At 55.1% G+C, this 25,418-nt stretch carries 17 protein-coding genes; 4 read left to right on the top strand and 13 right to left on the bottom strand.

Annotated features, from left to right (window positions below; genetic code table 11):
• Positions 1-240 precede the first annotated feature (240 nt).
• Positions 241-585: a hypothetical protein gene (locus HBA55_RS38330; protein ID WP_166998029.1), complete on the bottom strand. Its 345-nt coding sequence runs from the start codon at positions 583-585 to the stop codon at positions 241-243.
• A gap of 125 nt (positions 586-710) precedes the next feature.
• Between HBA55_RS38330 and HBA55_RS27325 the strand changes: the two genes are divergently transcribed.
• From HBA55_RS27325 to HBA55_RS27315, 3 genes are all read left to right on the top strand, one after another.
• A complete protein-coding gene (locus HBA55_RS27325) occupies positions 711-1,727 on the top strand; it encodes an AraC family transcriptional regulator (RefSeq protein WP_166998027.1) in 1,017 nt (338 codons plus the stop codon).
• 132 nt (positions 1,728-1,859) lie between these two features.
• A complete protein-coding gene (locus tag HBA55_RS27320) occupies positions 1,860-3,410 on the top strand; it encodes an acyl-CoA synthetase (protein WP_166998025.1) in 1,551 nt (516 codons plus the stop codon).
• Between the two features lie 117 nt (positions 3,411-3,527).
• A complete protein-coding gene (locus HBA55_RS27315; RefSeq protein ID WP_166998023.1) occupies positions 3,528-4,682 on the top strand; it encodes an acyl-CoA dehydrogenase family protein in 1,155 nt (384 codons plus the stop codon).
• Positions 4,683-5,168: 486 nt separating this feature from the next.
• Here the strand turns inward: HBA55_RS27315 and HBA55_RS27310 are convergent, their stop codons facing one another.
• Complete coding sequence (locus HBA55_RS27310; RefSeq protein WP_166998021.1) at positions 5,169-6,572, bottom strand: alkaline phosphatase; 1,404 nt, start codon at positions 6,570-6,572, stop codon at positions 5,169-5,171.
• Positions 6,573-6,742: 170 nt separating this feature from the next.
• On the opposite strand from HBA55_RS27310, the gene hrpB reads away from it, so the two are divergent.
• Positions 6,743-9,301, top strand: coding sequence for an ATP-dependent helicase HrpB (hrpB, locus tag HBA55_RS27305; RefSeq protein WP_338109469.1), 2,559 nt, complete (start codon positions 6,743-6,745; stop codon positions 9,299-9,301).
• A gap of 42 nt (positions 9,302-9,343) precedes the next feature.
• Here the strand turns inward: hrpB and HBA55_RS27300 are convergent, their stop codons facing one another.
• The 11 genes from HBA55_RS27300 to paaN all read right to left on the bottom strand — a co-directional run bounded on the left by HBA55_RS27300 (position 9,344) and on the right by paaN (position 25,266).
• Positions 9,344-10,546, bottom strand: a complete 1,203-nt coding sequence (locus HBA55_RS27300; RefSeq protein WP_166998019.1) for an acetyl-CoA C-acyltransferase — start codon at positions 10,544-10,546, stop codon at positions 9,344-9,346.
• 10 nt (positions 10,547-10,556) lie between these two features.
• Positions 10,557-11,789: an acetyl-CoA acetyltransferase gene (locus HBA55_RS27295; protein ID WP_166998017.1), complete on the bottom strand. Its 1,233-nt coding sequence runs from the start codon at positions 11,787-11,789 to the stop codon at positions 10,557-10,559.
• A 32-nt stretch (positions 11,790-11,821) separates the two neighbouring features.
• Positions 11,822-14,104, bottom strand: coding sequence for a TonB-dependent receptor (locus tag HBA55_RS27290; protein WP_166998015.1), 2,283 nt, complete (start codon positions 14,102-14,104; stop codon positions 11,822-11,824).
• Positions 14,105-14,146: 42 nt separating this feature from the next.
• Complete coding sequence (locus HBA55_RS27285; RefSeq protein ID WP_166998013.1) at positions 14,147-15,703, bottom strand: tannase/feruloyl esterase family alpha/beta hydrolase; 1,557 nt, start codon at positions 15,701-15,703, stop codon at positions 14,147-14,149.
• A 16-nt stretch (positions 15,704-15,719) separates the two neighbouring features.
• A complete protein-coding gene (locus HBA55_RS27280) occupies positions 15,720-17,387 on the bottom strand; it encodes a class I adenylate-forming enzyme family protein (RefSeq protein WP_166998011.1) in 1,668 nt (555 codons plus the stop codon).
• A complete protein-coding gene (locus HBA55_RS27275) occupies positions 17,384-18,928 on the bottom strand; it encodes a carotenoid oxygenase family protein (RefSeq protein WP_166998009.1) in 1,545 nt (514 codons plus the stop codon). The genes HBA55_RS27280 and HBA55_RS27275 overlap by 4 nt, the downstream gene beginning before the upstream one ends.
• A gap of 19 nt (positions 18,929-18,947) precedes the next feature.
• Positions 18,948-19,880 (bottom strand): NAD(P)H-dependent flavin oxidoreductase, encoded by a 933-nt coding sequence (locus HBA55_RS27270; protein WP_166998007.1) that lies wholly within the window; start codon positions 19,878-19,880, stop codon positions 18,948-18,950.
• Between the two features lie 466 nt (positions 19,881-20,346).
• Positions 20,347-20,796 carry a PaaI family thioesterase gene (locus HBA55_RS27265; protein WP_166998005.1) on the bottom strand — a complete coding sequence of 150 codons (450 nt, stop codon included), beginning with the start codon at positions 20,794-20,796 and terminating at the stop codon, positions 20,347-20,349.
• Positions 20,793-22,352 carry a class I adenylate-forming enzyme family protein gene (locus HBA55_RS27260; RefSeq protein WP_166998003.1) on the bottom strand — a complete coding sequence of 520 codons (1,560 nt, stop codon included), beginning with the start codon at positions 22,350-22,352 and terminating at the stop codon, positions 20,793-20,795. The genes HBA55_RS27265 and HBA55_RS27260 overlap by 4 nt, the downstream gene beginning before the upstream one ends.
• Positions 22,349-23,596, bottom strand: a complete 1,248-nt coding sequence (locus HBA55_RS27255; RefSeq protein ID WP_166998001.1) for a thiolase C-terminal domain-containing protein — start codon at positions 23,594-23,596, stop codon at positions 22,349-22,351. The genes HBA55_RS27260 and HBA55_RS27255 overlap by 4 nt, the downstream gene beginning before the upstream one ends.
• The gene (gene paaN, locus HBA55_RS27250; protein ID WP_166997999.1) at positions 23,593-25,266 is read right to left on the bottom strand and encodes a phenylacetic acid degradation protein PaaN; all 1,674 of its coding nucleotides are present in this window, start codon (positions 25,264-25,266) and stop codon (positions 23,593-23,595) included. Before paaN ends, HBA55_RS27255 begins: the two co-directional genes overlap by 4 nt.
• Between the last annotated feature and the right edge of the window lie 152 nt (positions 25,267-25,418).

The raw sequence follows: 25,418 nt of genomic DNA, 5'->3' as shown, positions 1-25,418 counted from the left end.
TTGATCTTGATAGGGCGAAAATGGCCAACCTGCGTCTGAAGAAACTTGTTTGTAATTTTGGTAAAAATAATGACACCCATTGTTTTTCTGGCTGTAACAAAAGAAGAGTAATTTTGTTGGCAAAGCTTCAGGTAGCTCTGTCGCGAGAAACCACTAATGAGCTGACGCCATGCAAGAACGAGTCAATAACCGAATCGAAGCTGGAGTGGAACGCAACTCGCGACCGATATAGTCCTGTCTTTAATTTTTGGTTCTTGCAGTTTTAAATTTGCCGCGTTGGATATTAATGATCTCAGCCGGTGTTTGGCGCAAGAGCATATTAACCTGGTTGCCAATAATGGCATTGAGATTCTGGCGCCCTCCAATCCCGTCTGGCAAGACAATGCGCTCTCCCCCGTGAACTGATGTATAGAGAGTATTCAGCGTTATGGGTTTCATGGTCTTTCCTATGCATATGTTGCGGCGGTCGCTCCCACCTATATGAGCAGGAATGAACAGGAGAGCTTGATAGTCGCCAACCCGGGCAGTGGTGCCGGCTTTTTCCACCATTGAGCAATTGATGATTGCCCGGCAGGCTAATGCCATGCTCGCCAGGGAATCCGTCAGATCCCAATCTCTCGCCAGCCATTGCGCCTGACAGTGGTGGCATCACTATCAAACCTGCTGCTAAAATGCCCTGTTCTGAATCACAGGGTCGCGCAGTCAGGTTTATGGAAGTCCCCAATCCCAATTGGAGTGTTTACAGCACCTACGTAGAAGCCATAGTGCAGGCGGGGGAGCATCTGGGGGCGCCGGTCGATGCACTTCTGATTAAGGTGGGCATCGACAAACACCTGTTCAAAGACCCGGAACACCGCTTTCCTGTCGCCAAGGTGCTGAGGTTCTATCAGTTGTTGGCGGAGCATACCAATAACCCGGATATCGGGCTTTATACCGGCCGCATTGCGCATATCAATGGCTTGAATCTGCAATTGTATATGTCCACCGTCTGCTCCACTTTTCGTGAATATCTCAACCTCATGCCCAGCGTATTGCGCTTTTCCGGAGATATCGGCGAGGTGGTGATTCAAGGCGAACCGGAGTTTATTCGTTTGGAGTGGCAGCCTCTGTGGAAAGCCACTGGTACACAGCGGCTGTTGACGGACGAGATGCTGACGGTGTCGGCCGCTATTGTGAATTCCCTATGCATCCTGCCCATACCGGTCAGGAGAGCTCACTTTACCTATGCCCAACCCCAGGACCTGACGTTGCTGAACACCACGTTTGGCGAAAATCTGCACTTTAATCAACCGGTCAGTTGTCTCTACTTCTCCCGCGAGAGTCTTAACTATCCGCTTACCCGTTTGGCGGGTGATCTGGCCGCGACTATGGCACGCCCGGTGGAGCATCTGTTTCAGGAGGGTGAAACCCGGGATGTGTTTCTACAGCAGTTGCGCCAGACCATACTGAAGCTGCTGCCGGAAGGGGAGATCAGCATTGATCGGGTGGCGGAGGAGCTGAACCTATCGCGCCGTACCCTGCAGCGTCGCCTGTCGGATCGGGACACGCAGTTTTTGCAGGTGCTGCAGAGTGTGCGCGCCAGCCTGGCGTTGCGCTACCTCGCTGATGAGCGTTTGGGGATCACCGAAATCGCATTCTTGTTAGGTTATGGTGATCAGGGGTCGTTTTCCAGCGCCTTTAAATCCTGGCATGGGATGTCGCCCAGGGAGTATCGGCAGGGGCAATAATCAGTCTCCGCTGCGGCTGGCACCAATTCTGGTATTGTTGGCACCTTATGGCATGTGGGCTGCGTTAAAGCCTTCTACTATGGTTGTGATGGATCCACGCTAAACCCCACAACCATAATGGAGACTTCCCCAATGACCGCATCCGCCACTCCCGATATCGGTCTCGGTAATCTGATACTGCGCCGCGGCCAACTGACTCCCCGACGCAGAGCCCTGACCTTTGAAGAGCAAACCCTCAGTTTTGCCCAGTTGTCCGATCGAGTCCGGCGTCTGGCCACGTCGTTGCGACAGGGGGGCGTTTGCCGCGGTGACCGGGTGGGTTATATCGGATTTAACCACCCCGCGTTTTTGGAGACGCTGTTTGCCACTTCCTGCCTGGGGGCCATTTTCGTTCCACTGAATTTCCGTCTGAGTGGGCCTGAAATCCGTTATATCGCCAATGACGCTGGGCTGCATACGCTGGTGGTGGATAACACAATGCAGACCACCATTGAGAGCGAACAAGAGACGCTTTGCGCCCGTCGTTATATCTCGGCAGAGCCGGATGCCAGTACGCCTGAGGGGTGGGATCTGTTGGAAGCGCTGATTGCTGCGAGTGACCCCTTGCTCGACTGCGAACGGACGGAAAGCCACGACGTCGCCATCATTATGTATACCTCCGGAACCACCGGCCTGCCCAAAGGCGCCATGCTGACGCAGGGCAATATTTTCTGGAACACGGTGAATGCCTGTTTTGGTGAGGAGTACATGGGACAGTCGACATTGACCTGTGCGCCTCTGTTTCATATCGGTGGGCTTAATGTCACCACATTGCAGTCCCTGTGCAAGGGGGTTGAGGTTGTCTTGCACCGTAACTTTGATGCCGCCAAGGTGCTGGAGGATATCCCCCGTTATCAGGTGGCCGCCATCTTCGGGGCGCCCACCATGTTTCTGATGATGAGCCAGGAAGCCACCTTTGCGGAAACCGACCTGAGTTCCATTCGGTCGTTGATTTGTGGCGGTGCTCCGGTACCAGTGCCTCTGATCGAGTTGTACGGGCAGCGAGGTGTGCAATTCAATCAGGGTTATGGTCTGACGGAAACCGCGCCCTTTTCCAGCTTGCTGAACGCCGATATGGCGCTCGAAAAGGTGGGTTCCGCGGGTACGGCGCCACTGTTCACGTTTGTACGGATTGTGGACGACAACAACCGACCGCTGCCCGCCGGGGAGGTGGGCGAGGTCTGTGTCATGGGCCCCAATGTGATGAAGGGCTATTGGAATCGCCCGCAGGCCACGGCTGAGGCTATAGATGCTGAGGGTTGGTTTCACAGCGGCGATATGGGGTATTTGGATGAGGATGGTTATCTGTTTCTGTGTGACCGTCTTAAGGATATGGTGATCAGTGGTGGCGAGAATGTTTACCCCGCCGAGGTGGAGAGTGTGCTCTACGGCCACGAGGCGATCCGCGAGGTGGCGGTTATCGGGCTGCCGGATTCCAAGTGGGGGGAGGCTGTCTCGGCGATTGTGGTTCTGGAGCAAGGGGCTGAGCTGAGCCTGGCGCAGTTGCGGGACTTTGGCGAACAGAATCTGGCTCGCTACAAGCTGCCAACGCAGCTGCATTTTATCGATGCCTTGCCCCGCAATCCCGCCGGCAAGGTGCTCAAGTATGAGTTGCGTGAGTCTTTTACTTCCAAAGAGGGGTAACTCCTGGACAGAGCAAGGATTTGGCGCCAATTCCCAAGAAGTTGGCACCGAATCCCGGGTTTGTCTTTGCCAGAGTCTTAGACTGGAATGATATGTCCAGACCTGTATGAGAAGAACATGATATTGACAGAAGAACACAGCGCCATTCGACAGACAGTTGCCAGCTTTATCGATAAGGAGATCAATCCTCATTGCGATGAGTGGGAAAAGGAGGGCATCTTCCCGGCCCATGAGTTGTTTAAGAAAATGGGCAACCTGGGGTTGCTGGGTATTCCCAAACCCACCGAGTATGGTGGCATGGGGCTGGATTATAGTTATCAAATCGTTTTTTCTGAGGAGTTGGGCCGTATTCACAGTGGCGGGGTCTCCATGGGGATCGGGGTGCAGACGGATATGTCGACTCCCGCTTTGGCCAAATTCGGTAGCGATGAACTTAAGCGTGATTATTTGACCCAGGCGATTGCCGGCGAGGCGGTGTTTTCGATTGCGGTGAGTGAGCCTCACGCGGGCTCGGATGTGGCGGCGATCAAGACGACGGCCAGGAAGGACGGTGATGATTATGTGATTAACGGGACTAAGATGTGGATTACCAATTCCACGCAGGCGGATTTTCTGTGTCTGTTGGCCAATACGGGCGATGGCCCGGCGCATACGAATAAGTCATTGATTCTGGTACCGACCAGCACGCCTGGCATTTCTTTTTCTGAGCGTCTGGACAAGCTCGGTATGCGTTCGTCCGATACGGCACAGATTTTCTTTGACGATGTGCGCGTACCTCAGCGCAATCTGATTGGCGAGGAAGGCATGGGTTTTACCTATCAGATGATTCAGTTCCAGGAGGAGCGTTTGTACGCAGCCGCGGGTTCGCTGAAGGCGATGGAGTATTGTATCGATACTACGATTGATTATACCCGCGAGCGTCAGGCGTTTGGTAAGTCGCTGTTGGATAATCAGGTGATTCATTTTCGTCTGGCGGAGTTGCAGACGGAGGTGGAGGCGCTGCGAGCGCTGACCTACGACGCCGTTGAGGGGTATATCAATGGTGTGGATGTGACCATGAAGGCGTCCATGGCGAAGTTGAAGGCGGGGCGTCTGGTGCGGGAAGTGGCGGATTCCTGTCTGCAGTATTGGGGCGGTATGGGGTATATGTGGGATAACCCGGTGTCGCGCGCCTGGCGGGATCAGCGGCTGTGTTCTATCGGCGGTGGTGCCGATGAGGTGATGTTGGGGATTATCGCCAAGAAAATGGGGATATTACCCGGGCGGAAATAACGATTTCGGTCTGGTGGTGTTAGTTGTCTCTGGCAGAGGCATAGAGACTTTTCTATTTGAGCTTTATTTGCAAGAAGCGTTAGGTGGGACCGGGTAGGCAGAAAAGTGCCATAACCGGTCTTAGAAATTCGCAGGATTGGTACTCTGACGGCGTTGTTTATGCGTAGGGCGGATTAGGCGCTTGCGCCGTAATCCGCCGGTTCTGCCGGAGATGTTCGTTGGCTTCGGCCCGGTTTTTAACACCCTTGAATGTGCCTGCAACAGGTGATTTGTACACGGCCGCCGCCAATTTAAACCTTCGGCGGATCGGTGGATTACGAAGCGCAAAGCGCTTCTAATCCACCCTACCTCGTGCGGCCGTTGCGGACATTATCGAACGCCCATGGTGCCCTGAACCAGGATTATGAACTTCCGGTTATGGCACATTGCCGTCAAAGCCTGCACCCAAACAGCTTATCAACTCTTGCAGAAGATCTATCTCTCTAATTAGTACGGCAAACCTAGATAGGCCATCATGATGGCGTAGATCTCCGGTTGGGTAACCATTGGAGCCACGCGGCCGGCGCCTTCGTGATTGCTGAACAATGGTACGTTGACTCCGGTGTGTTCTTCATAAGGGAAGTCGTTGGTGGCGTAGTTGACAGCAATAATCTGGTTTTCGGGTGTCTGGATCCTGGCAACGTGTCCGGCGGTATAAACAGGCACTCCATAGCGGCTGAACAGACTGTTTTCCGGAATGATCTGTGCGGCCTGCCCGTGGTCGGCGGTGACCAGGATAAGGGTGTTGGGATTGTGTTCAGCAAACTCCAGTGCACTGATCAGTGCCTCTTCAAGTTGTTGCAGTTCACCGATGCTGCCACAGGGATTGCGGGCGTGGCTTTGTTTGTCGATGGAGGCGGATTCCACCATCAGGAAGAAACCGCGACTCTCTTGTGCCGAAAGGTATTTAAGAGTGGCATCAGTCATGGTTTTGATGCTGGGGGTGTCATCAAACTCTGGATTGCTTTCGCAAGCCATAGGTTGGGGGAGTTCTACTGAACCCAGACGCCAGTCGATACGGTTGAGAAGGCTGGGTTTGGGTTTTTCGGCGATGCGCCCGTTCTCGCCTTGCAGACGGGTGGGCATGGTACCGTCAGTAAAGAGTCCCAGTATTTTCTTGCGTGGGTCGATGTTATTCAGGTCTTGCTGTTTTTTGACGATTTGGTAGCCGTTGATTTCAGCCAATTGCAGTACCGTTTGTTGCGAGTCTTCTGCCAGGCTGACGAAGTGTTTGAGACCACCACCCATGACGACGTCGGTGTCACCGTTGGCAATTTGTTCAGCAATAGAACCCAGCCCGCCTTCAACTTGCATGTCTTTTTTGCAGGCTGCAGGGTCAAGCCAGCTCGGGAAGTCGTCGGAGGGCAGCATGACATTGGGGTTTTCGCAGCCTCTGGAGGCGACGTGGCTGATAAAGGAGGCTGGAGTGGCGTCGGTGACGCTGGCGGTGGAGATGATGCCGGTCCGGTATCCTGCCGCTTTGGCTTGTTCGGCGATGGTGGCGATGTCTTTGTCATCGCGGGCGCTGGTGCCAATGCGGCCGCGACTGGTGATTTTGCCGGTGGCCATGGAGGTGGCGCTGTTGGCGGAGTCGGCGACGTAGACAGGGGTAGCGGGACTTTGTTCGTCGACGGTGAGTACCTGGGAGGTACTTCTTACCGGCATATCATCCAGTACAAGCTTGCCCTGGGCGCCAGCGAGGTAGTTGCGGGCGATGGTGATTTGCTGGTCGTCCATGCCATCGCCGATTATCAGGATGACATTGCGACGATCATCCCGGTTCTGTGCTGTGGCGCTGGCTGCAAACAATAGGGCGCCCGTCAGTGCCAGGGCGAGGGCTTTGACCCGCATGGTTTCCTCCTGAAGGTGGTTATTGTTGTTAAAGCTGCCGAGTCTACTGGTTCTCTTGTTGTCCTGGCATCCGTTTTAGCACTACTTTGCATTATCCTCCAGGGGCATGGGGCCATTACAGCCGCGGTAATCTTGGCTAGAATATCGCTCCCGATTGCGAGACCGCCCCTATGATGCCCGAGTTGCCGATCCACCAGGTTATTGCTGATATTCAAGTCGCTCTGTCAGAGCGGGATGAGCTGGTGTTGGAGGCCCCTCCAGGTGCCGGCAAGACCACGGTGGTGCCGCTGCAGTTGCTGCACCAACCCTGGTTGGAGGGGCAAAAGATCTTGATGTTGGAGCCCCGTCGTCTGGCAGCTCGGGCAGCCGCGGAGCGTATGGCGGATACCCTGGGAGAGCCTGTCGGTCAGACGGTGGGATACCGGGTTCGGTTGGACAGCAAGGTTTCCAAGGCGACCCGTATTGAGGTGGTGACGGAGGGGATTCTGACTGGAATGTTGCAGGATGATCCTTCGTTGGAGGAGGTGGGTGTTCTTATTTTTGATGAATTCCATGAGCGCAGTCTGGACGCTGATTTGGGCCTGGCGTTGGCGTTGCAGGGGCGGGAGTTGTTCGGCGATTTGCGTGAACAAGCGCTGAAGATTGTGGTGATGTCGGCAACGCTGGACGGCGAGGAGGTCAGCGAGCTGCTAGGGTCAGAAGCCCTGGGCCCGGCACCACTGATTCGCAGCGAAGGGCGTATGTTTGAGGTGGCACTCCGTTATGGTGCGCCTTATCAGTTTGGTGAAACGATTGCCGATCGGGTGGTGGAAACGGTTGTGCAGGCACTCGCGGATGAATCCGGCAGTCTGTTGGTGTTTTTACCCGGGCAGGCAGAGATTCGGCGGGTACATCAGGGGCTGAATCAAAAACTGGGTTCTGACGATCGCTTGTTGATCGCGCCGCTGTTTGGGGATTTGTCCCTGTCGGAGCAGAGACGGGCGATCGAGCCGGCCCCGGCGGGTAAACGCAAGATTGTATTGGCCACCAATATCGCCGAAACCAGTTTGACGATCAATGGTGTGCGGGTGGTGGTGGATTCCGGTTTGTGTCGACAACCGGCTTTTGATCCCAATACTGCGATGACCCGATTGTCTACGCAACGTATTTCCAAAGCGGCATCGATCCAGCGTATGGGCCGTGCCGGACGTACCGAACCCGGTGTGTGTTATCGGTTATGGAGTGAGCGGCAACAGGATGAGTTGGCGGCATTTACGTCACCGGAGATGCGTCAGGCGGATTTGGCACCTCTGGCGTTGCAGTTGTTGAACTGGGGCGTTGATGACGTTGCTGACCTGAGTTGGTTGGATGCACCGGCCAGCGCGCCCTATGAGCAGGCGCTGGAGTTATTGCAGCAGTTAAAAGCGGCCCGTCGCCATGGTGGTCAGTGGCAGATTACCGAAGACGGGAAGGCCATGTCGATATTGCCGACACATCCCCGCTTGGCTCATATGTTGGTTCGGGCTCGTAGATCAGGCCTGGATGATTTGGCTTGTGAATTGGCGGCGTTGTTATCGGAGAAGGATCTGCTTCCCGGTGTGGGTGGCGACTTGCATCTGCGACTGGAGGCACTTCGTGGTGAACGTGCGTGTCCCGCCAATCAAAAAGGGCGTCGTCAGCGTTTGCTGCAGATGAAAAAACAGTTTCAGCAGACGTTGTCGAAGTTATCCTTAAAAACCGATGCATTGGAACGCTTCCAAGGGGCAGATGAAGAGGCGCTGGGATTGTTGCTGGCATGTGCCTACCCCGACCGCATTGCCAAACAGAGAGACGCACAGTCTCTCAATTATCAAATGGCCAATGGTCGCTCGGTTGAGTTTGCCAATCGCGATGCGTTGTGCCAGTTTCAGTGGCTGGTGATTGTCGATGTTGGGGGACAAAAAGGCTATTCCACAGACCGTATCTTTTTGGCGGCGCATCTTGATCCAGAGTTGTTTGAGGATGATCTCGCCGAGTTGGTTGAGGAGCGAGTACTGCTGGAATGGGATGCCAGACAGGAAAAACTGTTGGCAGAAAAACGCCTGCTGATTGGGCGTGTCACCTTGTCCAGCGTGCCATTGGTGTCGTTATCCAGTGAACAGAAGCAGCAGGCACTGATGGAGTTGGTACGCAAACGCGGTTTGACGCTACTGAACTGGCCCGAAGAGGTTTTACAGTGGCGGGCGCGGGTGCAACTATTGAGGCAATTGGACGATAACTCCTCTCAATGGCCGGATGTGAGTGATGAGGGTCTCCTGGCGACCATGGAGGACTGGCTCGCCCCCTATCTCGATAAAGTGACCAAACTCGATCACTTTAAGTCTCTTGATGTAGGTTCGATGCTTGCTGGCTTGTTACCCTGGCCGTTGCCCCAAACCCTGGATGAGCAGGCTCCTTTGCGACTGAAGGTACCCTCTGGATCAACTGCGGCATTGGATTACCAGCAATCTCCGCCTGTGCTGGCGGTAAAGCTGCAGGAGATGTTTGGTTGTACGGATACGCCGACCATTGCCAATGGCCGGGTTAAGGTGATGTTGCATTTGCTGTCGCCCGCACGTCGTCCGCTGCAGGTGACGCAGGATCTCGCCGGGTTCTGGGCAGGCAGCTACGAACTGGTCAAAAAAGAGATGAAAGGACGGTACCCAAAACATCCCTGGCCGGATGATCCACTGCAGGCGGTGGCGACGGCGAAAACCAAAGCACGGATGTAACCTGGCTGGGAATTCACCAAAGCAGGCGCACTCAAAGCGGGATCAAACCCGCTCAATCAACAGTGCCGTTCCCGCTCCCGCCGCGCCGCTGGCAGCTACCAATCCCAGTGAAAGATCCCTGCGCTCCAGCTCATCGAGTAGCGTGCCCGCCATCATCGCACCGGTCGCACCCAGGGGATGCCCCAAAGCAATACAGCCGCCGTTAACATTCAGTTTGTCGTCGTCGATCTCAAGATCCCGTTTGCATTTCACCATGGTTGCCGCAAAGGCTTCATGGATTTCAAACAGATCAATGTCGGCGCCACATAATCCCTGCCGTTGCATCAACGTTTTTGCAGCTTCCACACAACCGGCAATGACGGTGCGGGGATCGTCATTGATGTTGATCATGGCGCGAATACGGGCGCGGGGTTTTACCGCAAGTTGCTTGCCTGCCGCTTCATTGCCCAACAACAGTGTGGCAGCACCATCGGCCATCGCCGGCGAATTGCCGGCGGTGTGGACGTGGTTGATATTGTCCAATTGATCAAAACCACTTAGCAGGGAGGCGTCCACACCTTTGGCACCGAGTTCGGCAAAGGCGGGTTCCATGGCTCGCAGCGAAGCGGGTGATGTCTGTTCACGGATGATTTCGTCTCGCTCGACGATTTTGTCTTTGACTGTATTGTTTACCGGGATAATGGACGTGAAGAATCCCAGATCGCGGGCCCGTGCTGCTCTCTGCTGGCTCAGCAGGGCAACCGCATCGGCCTGCTCGCGGGTGACATCGTAGAGACTGGCCACCAGATCGGCGCCGCTGCCCATCATATACATCCCCAGGCGCGAGGCCAGCCTGATATCGGTAAAGGCTGCCGGATTGTCGGATAACATGACTGCACGAGACATCATTTCGACGCCGCCTGCAATCACCAGTTGATCCATTTCAGTCTGGATTTTCATGGCGGCGATATTGATGGCATCGATGCCGGAAGAGCAAAAACGATTGACGGTCAGCCCCGGAACGCTACCCGGCCAGCCGGCGTAGAGGGTGGAGGTTTTGGCGATATTGGCCGCCTGCTCACCCGATTGCGTGACGCAGCCCAGAATAACATCGTTGACCTGAGAGGGATCAAGTCCGCAGCGTTGCTGCAGGGACTGATAAAGCGTGTTGAGCAGGTCAAACGGTGTCAGATCGTGCAGGCCTCCATCGGGCCGGGCTTTGCCTCTGGGGGTGCGGACGGCGTCATAAATATAAGCGGTTTGCATGGTATGTTCCTTATTTTCCGACCACAAAGGTTGCACAGGTGGTGGCACTGCCGCCGAGGTTAAAGGTACCGACGTTGCGGGCGCCTTCTATCTGGTAGCCGCCTGCATTGCCGGTGACTTGCTTCCAGGCGTCGAGCAGCATACGCACGCCGGTGGCGCCCACCGGGTGGCCAAGGCCCAGCAAACCGCCACTGGGGTTGATGGGCAAGCTGCCGGACTTCTCGATGGTGCCGCTGTCGATGGCGCGCCAGGACTGACCGGGTTCCGTTAAGCCGCAGTGATCGATAATCATATATTCCGTCATGGAAAAGCAGTCGTGCACTTCCAGGGCATCCAGCTCTTGTACGTCGGCCAGACTGGCGCGTCGCAGGGCATCGTCAAAGGTGTCTTTAACGTGAGGAAATACCAGGGGTTGGCCTTCGCTGAGTTCCAATTTGCGTTCCATCAGCAGGGGAGCGCTGCGATGCCCCCAACCCTTGATACGTGGAATGTCTTCCAGGTTCAAATTGTGCCGCTGGGCGTACTGACGGGCGTAGGTTTCACTGGCGAGAAACACGACGGCGGCGCCATCGGTGATCTGGCCGCAATCCTGTTTGCGCAACTGGCCTTCGATTAATGGATTTGCACGGTTGTCGTCGCTAAAACTCTCCGGAGTAAATTGCCAGCCGCGAGTCTGAGCGTTGGGGTTGTGTTTGGCATTGGCAAAGTTAATCTGCGCAATTCGCCTGAGGTAGTCGATATCGGTACCGTACCGCTCGGCGTAGATGTCGTAGAGGTTGGCAAACATATGAGGCCAGGGGTACTGGCAGTGGTCGGTTTCCCGACCCCGCCAGGCCGCCGCTGCCAAATGGTCTGCGCCGGTTGCACCATCCACATTGCGCATTAACTCAATACCCAGTACACAGGCCAATTGGTAATGGCCGGCCTCCAGATCACGCATGGCTGCCAGCAAGGCCATGGAGCCAGAGGCACAGGCGGCCTCGTGGCGGGAGGTGGGGATGTTGTGCAGAGCGGGATGTGCGTGACCGAAGAATCCATTTAATTGCGCCTGACCGGTAAACAGGGCCGAGACGAAGTTGCCCACATGGGCAACCTCGATATCTGCGGCATCGATGTGAGAGGTCTCCAGCGCCTGGTTGAGGCTCTCCTCAAACAAGTCGTAGATGCCTTTGCCTTCGCGATGCCAGTTGCGGGCGAAGTCGGTCTGACTCCCACCCAGGACAAAAATGTCGGTATTGCTCATGGTTTTCTCGCTGTTCCTTTAAATTCACTTTATCAAAAGCTTTTAGTCACAGTAACGCCGTAGCTTTTGGGCGGCAGATAACGCTCGGAGGTGATGCCGGTCGGGTCCACAATCTGGTGGGCAATCTGCACTTTGTCACCGAGATTTTTGCCCCAGGCGGTGACTGACAGGCTTTCGTCGCCATTGCTCCAACGCAGGGAAGCACCGAGCTGGCCGATATCGTCCTGGCGGGTTTTGTCGGCGTTTGAGGATGCAGTGTAGTATTCGCTTTTCCAGTTGTAGCTGAGGTTAAAGTCCAGATTGCCGTTGCTGCCCAGTGGTAATCGGTAATCAATATCCAGGGTGGCGGACTGGTCGGAAGCCATTGGCAGGGTATTGCCGGAGCGATCCGATCCGCTGGCATTGATAAAGTGTTCGTATTCCGCCTCGCCGTCGCTGAAGCTGGCGTTGAGCCTCAGGTTTTCCGTGGGTACTAAGGTGACGCTGGCCTCTATACCCGTGGATTTGGCCTGGGCATTATTGAGCACCAACAGCAGTGTCGGGGTCAGTTCAAAGACCTGCAGGTTGTCGTAGTCAATATCGTAGTAGGCAATGTTGAATTGCAGGCGGTTGTCGAACCAGGTGGACTTCAAACCCAGTTCAATATTTTCCACGATTTCCGGGTCCACGGTTTGCGCGGCATTGGCAGGGACATTGGTCTGGGAAGGAAAGGCACCGCTTTTAAAGCCTTCCGAGTAGGTCAGGTAGACCATGGCGTCTTCGCCAAAACGATAATTGACGGAGGCCTTATGAGTGACTTCTGACCAATCGTCTTCGGCGTTCACCTCAGCCGGAAATTCCGGCAGGATCAGCGGCACCCCGGTGGGGAAACCACTGCCCAGCAGGTCTTTGGCATCCTGCGTGATTTCTTTTTCATCGCGGCTCCAGCGAATACCATAGGTCAAGGTCCACTGGTCGGTCAGATGCCAGTCCACCTGGCTGTATACAGCGTAGCTGGTGGTGGTGTTATCCTGGAGAAACAACACATCGCCAATTGGGGCCAATCCCAATCCCTGCAGGGGTACACTGTACTGGGTGTAGAACTCCTCGTCCCGTTCTACCTCTTCACGCATATAAAAGAAACCGGCGATCCAGTCCAGGCGGTTGCTGCTGCCGGAGAGTCGAAACTCCTGGGAGAACTGCGAGGCTTCTTCTTCCACACCGTCGATAACGTTCTCCGGTGCGGTGAAGATCTGGTCGGGTTGATTGAGCGGGATACCGGTCAAGTCGTCAACCGTATTGTAATCGCTGGAGCGCCAGGCGCTAATGGACAACAGGTTGGCCCAGCCAAAGTCATGCTCCACTCGTGCCATGGTGCCCTTGATGGTGCGTTCCTGGCCGGTGTCGAACTGAGAGGCACAGTGACGAATATCAGATCGATAGGCGTCGGACATGGCCAGTTCCCACAAGGGGCCGGTACCGAAGATACCCTGGTCGAGATTGGCGAGATGACGGCAACTGCCATTGGTTTTGTCTTTGGCGTAGTCGGCGCTGAGCAGAATGCTGGTGTTATCACCGGGTTCAAACAACAGTTGCCCGCGAATGTTGAGACTGTCGCTATCACCCAGTTCGTCTCCGCTACCAGAGGCGCCCACGGAATTACCGATGATGGGACTGTTGCTGAGATTGGTTTCCATGGTGATTTCGTCGGCGCTGATCACATTTCTGTAGACGCCGTCGCGGGTTTTGGTGGAGACGCTGAGTTTACCGGAGACTTGCTCGGTGAGGCCGCCATTAATCAATGCCTGGGCGTGCAAAAGACCATCGCTGCCGGCGGTAAAACTGACCTTGGCGGAATTTTCCTGGCTGGGGCGGGTGGTGATAAAGTTGATAGCGCCACCATTGGTGTTTTTGCCGTAGAGTGTGCCCTGGGGGCCGCGCAGGATTTCCACCCGTTCCAGGTCGAACAGATCAAAACCACTGCCGCCGGTGCGACCAATATAGACTTCATCGATAAAAATACCCACCGCCGGATCGCTGGCGGCGGAGTCGGAGCTATTGCCGATACCGCGGATATAGATACGGGGTTCGCCCAGGTTAAATTGGTTAAAACCTACACCGGGGGTTTTCATGGCGATATCGTCCATACCCGTCACCTTGCCAATGCCAATATCATCGCCGGAGATGGCGGCCACAGACATAGGCACATCCTGAATACTCTGTTCGCGTTTTTCGGCGGTAACGACTATTTCTTCAATCTGGAAGGCCTGAGTGGAAGCCGCTGCGGCACTGGCCAGCAGTGACAGTGGGATGAGGTGCTTGTTTGCTATGCTCATTTTGACGCTCCTTACTTATTATTACTGTAATGGTTGTGTTGGCTATCGTGTTTCAGGTGGTGCTATTGCGGGTGCTACAGGTGGACCACAGCGGTAGCTGTCTGCCCGGTTGGGGAGTTCTCTATTAACAAGATTGGCGACTTGTGGGTAGGCGCAGATGGGTCTTTGCCGAAGCAGTTCTCCCAGCGGGCTGCGTTGACTGGCGATAAAGCTTTCTGGAGCTTTACCTTGTTCCACCCAATTGGCGACGATCTCCAGTGGATCAAATTCCGCCGGAGTTTCTGCAGGACGCTCCCAGCAGTGACCCCAGCCCGGGACCATATACAGTCGCGCGTTTTCCTTGAGTTTCTCCAGGCCACCGGAATGCTCCGAGGCTTGTTCGTAGTAGTCCACCATCGGTTGCGGAATAATGAGTGGATCGGACCAGCCGTGATAGATCATCAGTTTCGTTTTATGTCGAGCCAACGAGGTGAGATCCGGATTGTCAGCATCGGTGAGGGCGGGCAGGGTCGACTGCCCGATCCACTGCTGCATGGTATCCGTAGAGACAGGCTGATGGCTGTCGCTGCTGAATAAGTTGTGTGACAACAGTTGGCGATAACCTCGCGATGCAGCGCTGCCCCAGGCCGGTTTGTCGAGACTTCCAAACAGCCAGATGTCGGTATAGTGTTCTGAGCCGAATGACAGCGCCGGGCTCACCAGTTGCCCCCGTTTGTCCAGCACGCCGCCATATAACCGACTGAGCATCGCCGATTCGTCTGGGGTCAGACAATGTTCTGTATCTTCGTTGTTGTCACATTGCAGCGTTTTAAAGTCAAACTGGCACTGACGAGGGTCAGTAATAACCCCGTCCGCGAGTCCGTCCAGGGTGTCGCATTGTTTCAGGATCGCTTGTTTGATCAACGGGTTTTTCTGCGGGTTAAAAACCGGCTCGGATTCTGCTCCCGTCTGCTGGATCATCCAATTGCCCCAGAGCCCGGCGATCTGGCTGATGCTGAAGATACCGCCGCCGGCGGCGATACCGTCAAACAAACCCGGATAACGCTGCGCCGCCATCATGCCCAGGCGACCGCCATTGGAACAGCCGGAAAAATAACGATACTCGGGCGGTTGACCATAAAGTTGAGTGGTGAGTTCTGTGCCTGCACCGGTTACTTGGGGCAAAATACGATGGGCATAGAGTTCCAGCGCGGTGGGATCCTCATAGGCCCAATCGGTTTCCCAGCTCTTGCTTGTGTGACCGCCGTCATGGCTTATTGCGGCGTAGCCTTTTTTCAGGGCTTCGTTAATGCTGTTGGAGTGGCCTTTTTTATCCGGTTGCAGAGAGCCGCAAAAACCGCCGCAGCCGGCCATCACAAAACGCCCGTTCCAGTCTTCCGGCAGGCGCAGTTCAAAGCGGGTGCGGCCTTCGATCTGACCGCGTACCTGGCAAAAACGCGGTAAGTCGTCAGGCTGTTGCCAGCCTGGCGTCTTTTCGAAAATGACATTTGCCGGTGGCGTCAGCTGTTCACAGGGTTGCGTGGCAGTGGAATTTGCCGACGCCAACAGGGGCGGGGTCATGAGCGCGAGTGCCAAGCCTGTAAATTGTTGTGGTGTCATAGTGGGCTCCTGGGCATTACCGGGCAATCAGAGAGTCGCTGAGTTTTTGGCGCAGCACTTTGCCAAGGGGATTGCGGGGAATGGTTTGCACCATCACCAGTTTTTCCGGCAATTTAAAATTGGCCAGTTGTTGTGATTTCAGAAACGTCACAATGGCGTCCAAGCTCAGAGACTGCCCCGACTTGCTGACGACAAATGCGGCGACACGCTCGCCCAATAGATCGCAGGGGTAGCCCGCTACGGCGGCTTCCAATACGTCATGGTGCGCGCTGATCAAGTTGTCCAGTTCGGCCGGCGCGATATTCATACCGCCGCGAATGATCAGGTCCTTGCAGCGACCGACAAAACGGTAAAAACGAGAGTCTTGAGGTAATACCTCGAACAGGTCACCGGTTTTAAAATAGCCATCGTCGGTGAAGGATGCCGATGTTTTTTCGGGGTCTTTAAAATAGCCATCGAATACACCGGGTCCTCGGATTTGCAGCTCAGCGCAGACGCCCGATTCGGTCACTTCTGTGCCGCTTTCCGGATCTACCAAGCGTGATTGCATAATCTTGCTTTCACGAGCAAAGAGTCGAGCGCGCTTCTCTGGGTTGTGAGTGTCCTCGGGTCCACAAACCAGACTGACACCTTCGTTGGAACCAAAGTGGTTGACCACCTCAATGCCGTAGCGTTGTTTGAAACCGGCCACCATCCAATCGTCGAGCGGCGCGGAACCGGAGCCGATGGCGCGCACTCGGCTTGAGGAGAAGGCCTGATCACAGGCGCTTATCAGTCGCTCATCCTTTAATAAGCTGTTAAGCAGGGCAGGGGGGGCGAGGGTGTAGGTCACCTGTTCTTCGACAATCTGTTGTAGAAAAACAGGCAGGTTCATTGGGTGATGCAAAACCAGTTTTCCGCCGCTGTATAGCCAGCTCAAAAATAGGCCCCCAATGGAGGCCATATTGATAAACGGGAAGGGATTTAACAGCACTTCCCCTTCTTGCATGGCATTGCCTTCGTAGGTTGCTTTACCGACGCAGAACCACTGGTTGTGAGAGCGGGGGATACCTTTGGGGATGCCCTCGGTTCCAGAAGTCCAGCAGATGGTAACCACATCATCGGCAGTGACCGGCGTACGCTCTGTGTACTCCTGAAGAGGTTCGAAGCTGTTAATCTGATCACTTAGAGTCTGCAAGTCATCGTCATTGCTGCTGCCCCACAACCACAGCGGAATGCTGTCGAACTGTTCCAGGGCGGCACGTAGATGTGTTCCGAAGGTTCTGTCCTTGAACTCGGCAACGCTGATGGCCGCTTTGGGGTTCAGCACTTGCGTAATATTGGAAAGTTCGCGAGCCTGGTACTGTACCGGTACCGGGCTGACAACGGCACCCAATTTAGAAGCGGCCAGGTACACGAGAACCAGCTCGACAATATTGGGCATCTGTACCAACAGAATATCGTCTTTGGCAATGCCCTGTTGCAAAAGAACGCAAGCCAGCTGGTTTACCCGTTGTGTCAGTTCCCCATAGGTCCAACGTTGAGGAGCAAGACCGCAGAGTTCCGACTTGTTGGCCGGGTCGACCAACGCGATGCGATCGGGATGTTTCTCCGCGGTGACGAAGAGCGGATCGTGTAAACGCTGCTCACCCCAGTGCCCCTGTTCCCGGTAGCGCTGTCTGTTGTCCTCCGACGTCAAGATCATGAAGGCAAGCCCGTGTTTGCAGTTGGCTTATAGATGTCGTCCCCCCGAACCCAATTGGCGTGAAAGCCATAAGGCAGTCGGTGGGGCAGTCGAAGTTTGCAAATGGGACCGGGTGTTATGTTGTGGGCATCAAAGATCAGGCAGTAGGACTGCCAGTCGTTGGTGTCCGTGACAAAGTTAACCAGATAGCCGTCATCTTCAGCATTGTCGCGGGTGGCACCCTGGCGAGGGCAGAAGGGGGCTTCGCTGCCAAAGACGCCTTTACCATAGTCGTAACGTTGCAGGGTTCCGGCTTCGATGTCGTACTTGAGCAATGCGCCGAAGGCGAGGGTACCCACATTATCGTCGGCCTTGGTCATGATGTACTGGTTGTAGCTGTAGCGGCTTTTGTAGCCCATGTACAAAGGGTTGGAGCGGCAGAATTCAGTGTTCAATGTATCAATGTCGCCTTCCACCACTTCGCCCGTTTTGAGGTTGAATTTCCAGATGTACATATTGGCTTCGAGGCGCATATAGGCCAGCATATGGGAAAGGTCGCCGTCCTCGGCGTCGGCTTTGGGCATGGGATTGGTGGAGCGACAGCCCACCTGAATCACCCAGTCGCCTTCCTCCCAGCAGTTGACCACGTGCAGGATGTAACAGGGTTCGCACTCGAACCACTGTACTTCGTCACCTTTGCCGTAACGGGGCTGTACACCGAAGCGTGTGGGCATGTCGCGATGGAAGGTGTTGATCCGTTTATTGGTCCGTTCCAATAAGTCCACATCGTGAAAGAACGGGCAGTCGTGCAGGATGACGAAATTGGGTGTCACGCCAATATCGTGAGGCAGGCGAGGTCCCGGCAGTTCGATGGGCTGTTCGTGAATCACCTTGCCGTTGCGATCGGCAATGCCATAACTCATGTAGGGGAATTCATCGAAGTAATCGAAGTAGATAAGCTCTTCTTTTTCCCAGTCCACTTTTGAATGAGCCGAGAGCGCACGTTTGAGTTGACCGTTGAGATTTTCGCGGCCGGTGGTTTCCAGTGTGCGAGGGTCCAGTTGATAGGGAATACCGGCGTTGTACCAGAGCGACATGATGTGATTATTAAAGAACATTACGTCGGTATTGGAGGTGTCCTTGATTGGAAAGCCGGGCAGGTTGAAGTCAAAAGGACCCATCACCCCGGGCCAAATCGCTTCGCCGGCCTCGGCTTCTTTTTCGAAGGCTTCCGTGTGAATCCAGCGGTTGCGATAGCTGGCTTTACCGTCGCGAAAATAAATGCCGTAGAGCATGCCGTCGCCATCGAAGGGGTGGTGATTGTGTTTGGGTTGATAAACGGGGTTGGGGCCGTTTCTTAAATAGGCGCCGTTAAGGTCCTTGGGTATCTCACCGCTAATGATTTCCAGGTGGTCGCTTTGAGTTTCAACCGTGGTTGGGGCGTAGACACCATGCAGATAGGGGTTATCAATATCGTAGACCCATTCCGGTGCGTCGGTGGGCAGTTGGCCGTCGCGGCTGCGGGTAATTACGGTGCGTTCTGTCAGTGGCAATTGGCTCATGTGTCTGGTCCTTGAGGCTTCAGAGTTGTTGCATGCGTTCTTTGGAGGCGCGGTATTCGAGATCGAGTTGGTCGACGATGTTGGCGATTTTTTCAATCGCACGGGTTGCACCGACGCCTTGACCGGCAGCCCAGATGTCTTTCCAGCGTTTGTTGTCGGCACCGTTGCTGGCGAAGTCGACGCTGCCTTTGGCGGGCATGTTGTCGGGGTCGTAGCCGCCTTTGATCAGGGATTGGCGCATCCAGTTGGCTTTGACGCCGGTGATGGCGTCGGAGGTGACGATGTCGTCGGCGCCGGAGTCGACCACCATCTGTTTGTATTCGGTCTTGCAGAGGCCTTCGTCGGTGGCGATAAAGCGGGTGCCGATGTAGGCGATGTCTGCGCCCATGGTTTGGACAGCGTGAATGTCACGGCCGGTGCTGATGCCGCCGCCCAATACAATGAGTCCGTCCCACCATTGGCGAATTTCGTTGATAAACACGAAGGGGGAGAGGTAGCCGGTATGGCCTCCGGCGCCGGTGCTTACCAGGACCAAGCCGTCAACACCGGCGGATGCGGCTTTGCGGGCGAAGGTGGGGTTGATGACATCGGCGAGCACCAGGCCGCCATAGTTGTGGATTTGTTCGACGACGTGTCGGGGGCTTCCCAGTGCGGTGACGACAACCGGGGGTTTGTGTTTGAGGATAAGTTCCAGGTCGGCATCTCTGCGGGGGTAGGAGGGGTGCACGATGAGGTTGACGGCCCAGGGGGCATCCTGCGGTTTCAGTGCCTCGGTGATTTGTCCCATCCATTCATCCAGGGTCTCCGTGGTGCGGGCGTTGGGTGTGGGAAAGCAGCCGATGATGCCCGCGCGGCAGGCGTTGATGACCATGTCGGGGCCGCTGATCAGAAACATGGGGGCCTGCATAGCGGGCAGTCGCAGTTGTGTGGGTAGATCTGTGGGTTTGGTCATGGGTTGGTGTTCTCTGGTGTATCCAATGATATTTCCATTTAATATGTATGGTCTTTTAATGCAAGTTATTGGGCGTGAGTTCTCTAATGCAAGTAGATTTAGTTTAGCTTATGGGTTCTTTAATGCAAGTCTTTGGTTGGATTTTGGTGACAGTATTTTTGTTGGTTTTTTAAGTGCTTGTTTTTGTTGGGGAAATTAGAGGGTTGTTGGATTTTGCAAACGGATGCTAGGGGTTGGGTGCCTCATGAGGCGGCCGGGGTGTTGTTTTCAAAGCGGTCGGGCGGCCCTCCGGGCTGCCCTCAGTCCCAAATGAGCCCGGCAAAAAAACGCCGGTCTCATTGACTCCTTCGGCGCCCTCTTTAATGCTTTGAAAACAACACCCCGGCCACCTCCGACACCTCAGTTCACAAAGTTACCTGCCTCATAGTTAATTTCTGGTACCCACTCCGAGTCACAGAGCCAAAAACTACAACCGAACCGCTGTTGCCATAGCACGTGCCACCAATCGCGATTGACTGTCAACAATCGTTCCGGCTGCGGACAGCAAACGCCGTCCATTGTGATCCACCCAGGCTTTAATCGTCAGCACCTCATCAGGGTCCATTACCGCGCGCAAAAACTTGGTGTTCAGATCCGTCATGGTATGCCCCTCGCCGGCGTCCAGTCTTGTCATTACGGCACATCCCATTGCGGTGTCCAGTAGAGAAGCGAGAATGCCTCCATGTAACGAGCCCAGCAGGTTCATATGGCGTTCTTTAGGGCGATAACTCATTATCACTTGATCCGCTTCAACACTTTCCAATTGATATCCGAGATTTTCCGCCATACCTCGACGTTCTGGTTGTTGCTCGAATGTCCGCAGGCGTTCCAGTCCGGTCATGTGTTCGGACTGCTGATTAAAATTGGTATTCGTCATTTTGTCATCTCCGAATGTCGGGCAAGCTGTTGGGTTTGGATCAGGGTGGCGACATCACGTCGTACCACTTTTCCTACCGGATTGCGAGGCAGTTGTTCCAGCTGATGGATTCGTTTTGGGGTTTTGATGGGGCCCAGCCGTTCTTTGATGGTTTGTCGCAGTTGTTTTTCGTCGAAACAAGCGTCGTTCTGAAGACAGACCACAGCTTCAACGCATTCTCCCCAGTAGTCATCGGGTTTTCCGAAGACAACGCATTCTGTAATTCCCTGCATATCGATCAGCAGGTTCTCCACTTCGCTGGGGTAGACATTGAAACCGCCGCTGATAATGACGTCGCTGGAGCGCCCCTGCAAAAACAGATAACCTTGTTTGTCCAAGCATCCCAGGTCCCCCGTGCGCAGCCACTGGCCGCTCATGGTGGCGCCGGTTTTGTCATCTTCCCGATAGTAGCCGTTCATGACCAGCGGGCCCGCAATGGCCACTTCTCCAATTTGGCCGGCAGGGAGGGATCTGCCCTTGTCATCGAGAATCGCAAGGTCACTGTGTTTACAGGCACGGCCGACGGAGGATTGCAGTTCGGGTTTCCGCATCTCGTTGTTGTCGAGTGTGGTGATGGTCATCGGGGCTTCGGTTTGTCCATAGAGCGTTGACAGTACCGGGCCCAGTCGATCCAATGTTTGTTGAATGCGTGCAGGGGGCATGGGAGCGGCGCTGTAAATCAAGTGTCTCAAGTGTGGAAGGTTTTCAGGGCACGCGTCTGGGTGTTCCAGTAGTTTATAGATCAGTGTGGGTGGCATAAAACACACGCTGGCACCGCGCCGAGTGAACGCATCCAGAATGGTGTCTGTGTTGCTGTCTGGCAGAATAAGATGTCTTGCGCCTGCGGCGAGAATGGGCAGAATAAGGTGAGAGGCGCCATGGGTCAGAGGTGCGACAGTGAGGTTGCAATCTTCGCGAGTAAATTGGTAGCTGGCCTGAAGGTTGTCCACCACAGTGGCGACATTGAGATGGCTTTGCATTACGCCCTTGGGTTCACCGGTAGAACCGCCGGTAAACTTAATGGCCATAATACTATCGACGGCCGGACGTGCAGGTGAAAACGGTTTGCCCGAATTAGGTCGAATCCAGTCGTCAATATGTGGACTCTGGTCTCCGTCGAGAAACAGAGTGTGTGCTGTCTTCAATGTTGAGCCTGGATCAAACGCCAGTGCGTCAGCACTGTTCCGGTCAATCATCAACAGGTCAGGATCAACGCGCTGTAATAATTTACGATTCAGTTGGGCGCCGTTTTTGGGGTTGACGGGTATCCAGATCATACCCGCTGCCAGAATGGCCAAGAAGGCGATAATATGAGGTGCGTGGTTTTGAGCGCACAGTGCCACGCGACTTTGCGGCGGCAGTTGTTGGGCCAGCGCCAGCGCCAGAGCCTCAACTTGAATAACCAGATCGTGGTAGCTTAGTGAGGTTTGGTGATCCTCAATTGCGGTCGCACCGGGATTAATAGCGACGCCCTGGTAGAGACAGTCAATGGGTAAAAACTTAATAGACTCAGTCATGGTGTTGCTCCCATTTTTTCCAACACGGTGACCGCTGTCACGGCTTCTTCGTTACGGTAAAAACCGCCACCGTTTTCTGCCACCGCAAGGCGGGCACCGGAGACCTGTCGCTTGCCGGCTTCGCCGCGCAGCTGGGTGGTGAGTTCGTGCAATTGCATCAGGCCTGTGGCTCCCACCGGGTGTCCTTTGGAAATTAATCCTCCAGACGGGTTTACCGGTATCTTGCCGCCCAGGCGAGTGTGACCGGCGGCGCTAAAGCTGCCGCCTTCTCCCAACGGGCATAAACCCAGGTTTTCGATTTGTTGGATTTCCGAGTAGGCAGTGGCGTCGTGCACTTCGACCAGGTCCGTGTCGCCGGGGTCAATGTGCGCCTGTTCGTAGGCTGCCAGCGCCGCTCGGCGACCAATATGATTGGCAAAATCTCTGTCGTCACGATCACTGCCACTGGCCAGTTCAATCGCTCGTATTTTCACGGCGCGATCTGGCTGCAGACGGGGCAGAGCGGAAGAGGCACAGATCACTATCGCACAGGCGCCATCGGAAATCGGTGCGCACATGGGTAGCGTAAATGGCCAGCTGATCAATCGTTCAGCGAGAACCTGGTCTACGGTTAATGTCTTTTGAAATTGTGCATGATGATTAAAGGTTGCATGCCACCGATTCTTGACGGCGACTTCGGCGAGCTGTTCTCGGGTGGTGCCGTAGTGGTCCATGTGCAAACGCGCCTGACCGGCATAACTGTCCATAAAGAAGCTGCGTTGGCCGCCTTCGGGCAGGTCCGGAGGGATTAAATGAGCAGCCATGCTCTGGGTGTGGTCACGAAAACTCTCCAGTTGCTCGATGTCGGTGCCTCCCAAAAACGCTTTGAACATGGCTTCCCGTTGATCCGGGAAAAACATTTTTTCCGCACCGACAACCAGAGCGGTTTCACACAGGCCCGCGCCAATGTGTGCATATGCCTGGGACAATGCCGTGCTGCCTGAGGCACAGGCATTTTCGACGTTGGTGATGGGGATGTTTTGCAAGCCCAGCGGGCGCAGCGCGCATTGACCGCGGATGCCATTCTGGCCTTCGAGCAGACCCTGGCGCGAATTGGAGAACCAAGCTGCTTCCACGTCGGAAATCTGGGCATTGGCGTCTTCCAGGCAACGCCATACTGCTTCTCGGGTCAGGTTTTTCACGCTGCGATCCACAAACCGACCCAGCGCCGTCATGCCGACGCCGGCAATAAAAACATCGTTCACACCATCACCTTGCGCTGCACAATTCGAAAGCGGTTGGCGACAAACGCCAGGTCGGTCAGACAGGCATTGCCCGCGGGGTTGAGGCCGCTCACATGAAAGTCGCTGTAGGCCGCCGCGAAATTGATTGGCATGCCGACCAGGTTGCAGGCGACGGAGGCGCCGGCCAGGTTGTAGGCATCCTGGGCGCGTTGCAGAAATTCAGTGTTTGCAGAGTATACATGGGAGGTAATGGCTCCGTGTTCACAGGCATCGCGGGTTGCCGCCTTCAAGCAATCGTCGGCATCGCCTCCTTTGATAACAAACGAAATGGGACCGAACAGCTCCTGGCTATACAGATCCCTTTCCTTTTGCGTAACCGCCAGCATAAGTGGCGTGGCTGTTCGGGCATTGGTGAATTCAGGATGATCGTAGGGACCGGAATCTCTGAGCAGCCTGCCTCGCTCTCTGCCTTCACGGCGAATGCCCTCAATGGTCTGGTAGATATCTTCCGTGACCAGAGTGCCGCACAGAAAGGCGGCTTTGGCGGGGTCCTTCAGGTGATCTTCAACGGCAGATACCAGGGCTTCGCAAACACCTTCGAAGCTGACTTTTTCATCCTGCACAAGAATACCTTCGGCGGGCACATGAATATTTTGTACGCTGGTGCACATCTGTGCAGATGCCTGGCATAGCGAGTGAGCGATGGCGCCGGCGACAGCCTGCAGGTCATTGCAGGATTCCAGAACCACGGAATTGCAACCGGCGGTTTCTGTGTAAACCTGAGCGCGAGTGCAGTTTGTTTCTATCCACCGGCCAAAGGTCGGGCTGCCGGTGAAATCAACAATCGCGGTTCGTGGGTGTTGCAGTAAATCCAGCGTTGCCGGTTGGGCGCGGGTGTCGGCGACGAGGGTGACCAGGTTAGGATCGAAGCCAGCATCAAGGAGTGCCTCGCGGCAGGTTTTTACCATCAATGCGACTGGCAGGATGGCGCTGGGATGGGGTTTCATGACAACGGGATTGCCGGTCGCCAGGCTCGCCATCAACGCAGGATAGCCATTCCACAGAGGAAAGGTGGCGCAGCACACAGCGACGCTGATACCCCTGGGCATGATTTTATAGGTTTTCTGTAGATGTGCGGCGCCGTCGCCGCCAAAACTGCGCCGCCAGTCAGCTGTGGCCGGTACATCTTTCATGGCTTTGTAGGCGTAGGCCAGGGCTTCGAGGCCTCGGTCCAGGGCATTGGCGCCACTGCCGGCGAACGCCATGATGTAACTTTGCCCAGAGGTGTGCATGGTGGCGTGGGCATTTTCAAACAGCTGTTCTGAGCAGCGGTGCAACATCTCCAGACATATACCCACGCGGGTTTCGATGCCGGCATCTCGCCAGCCGGGCAGCGCCTCTTCAATGGCCTGGTAAAGCACATTGATATCAATTTTGGGGTAGGTCACCTCGAGAGGCTCGCGGGTATAGGGGGAGATCTCTTCGCCGGTCACGCCGATCTGGCCGGGCTGCTCCAGGGGAAAGGCGTTACCCAGCATATTTTGAAAGTTGGCTTTACCTGCTGCGGGTCTTTCCTTGCCGTGAATTTTGCTGCTGGGACTTTCTGTATAGGCGCTCCAGGCGTAGCGTTTTTGACAGGCGTCGAGGGCGCGGTCAAGCGTGTCCGAATGCTGCTCAAACCAGTGATGCATAGTGGCGGTCTCCCAATCTGGCTGGTTTTCTTTATGGGTTCTTTGATGGTTCATTAATGCAAGTAGCTTTTGATATGAGACTAACAGAAGGGTTGATGCTGATCAACTTTGAGCATCATGTCCGCGTTTCATGTGTGGGGGATTTTCGCTAG

The organism is Pseudomaricurvus alkylphenolicus (assembly GCF_011683955.1).
Taxonomy (GTDB): Bacteria; Pseudomonadota; Gammaproteobacteria; order Pseudomonadales; family Cellvibrionaceae; genus Pseudomaricurvus; species Pseudomaricurvus alkylphenolicus.
The sequence above is the reverse complement of the archived record's forward strand: the minus strand, read 5'-3'. Positions and strand labels throughout refer to the sequence as shown.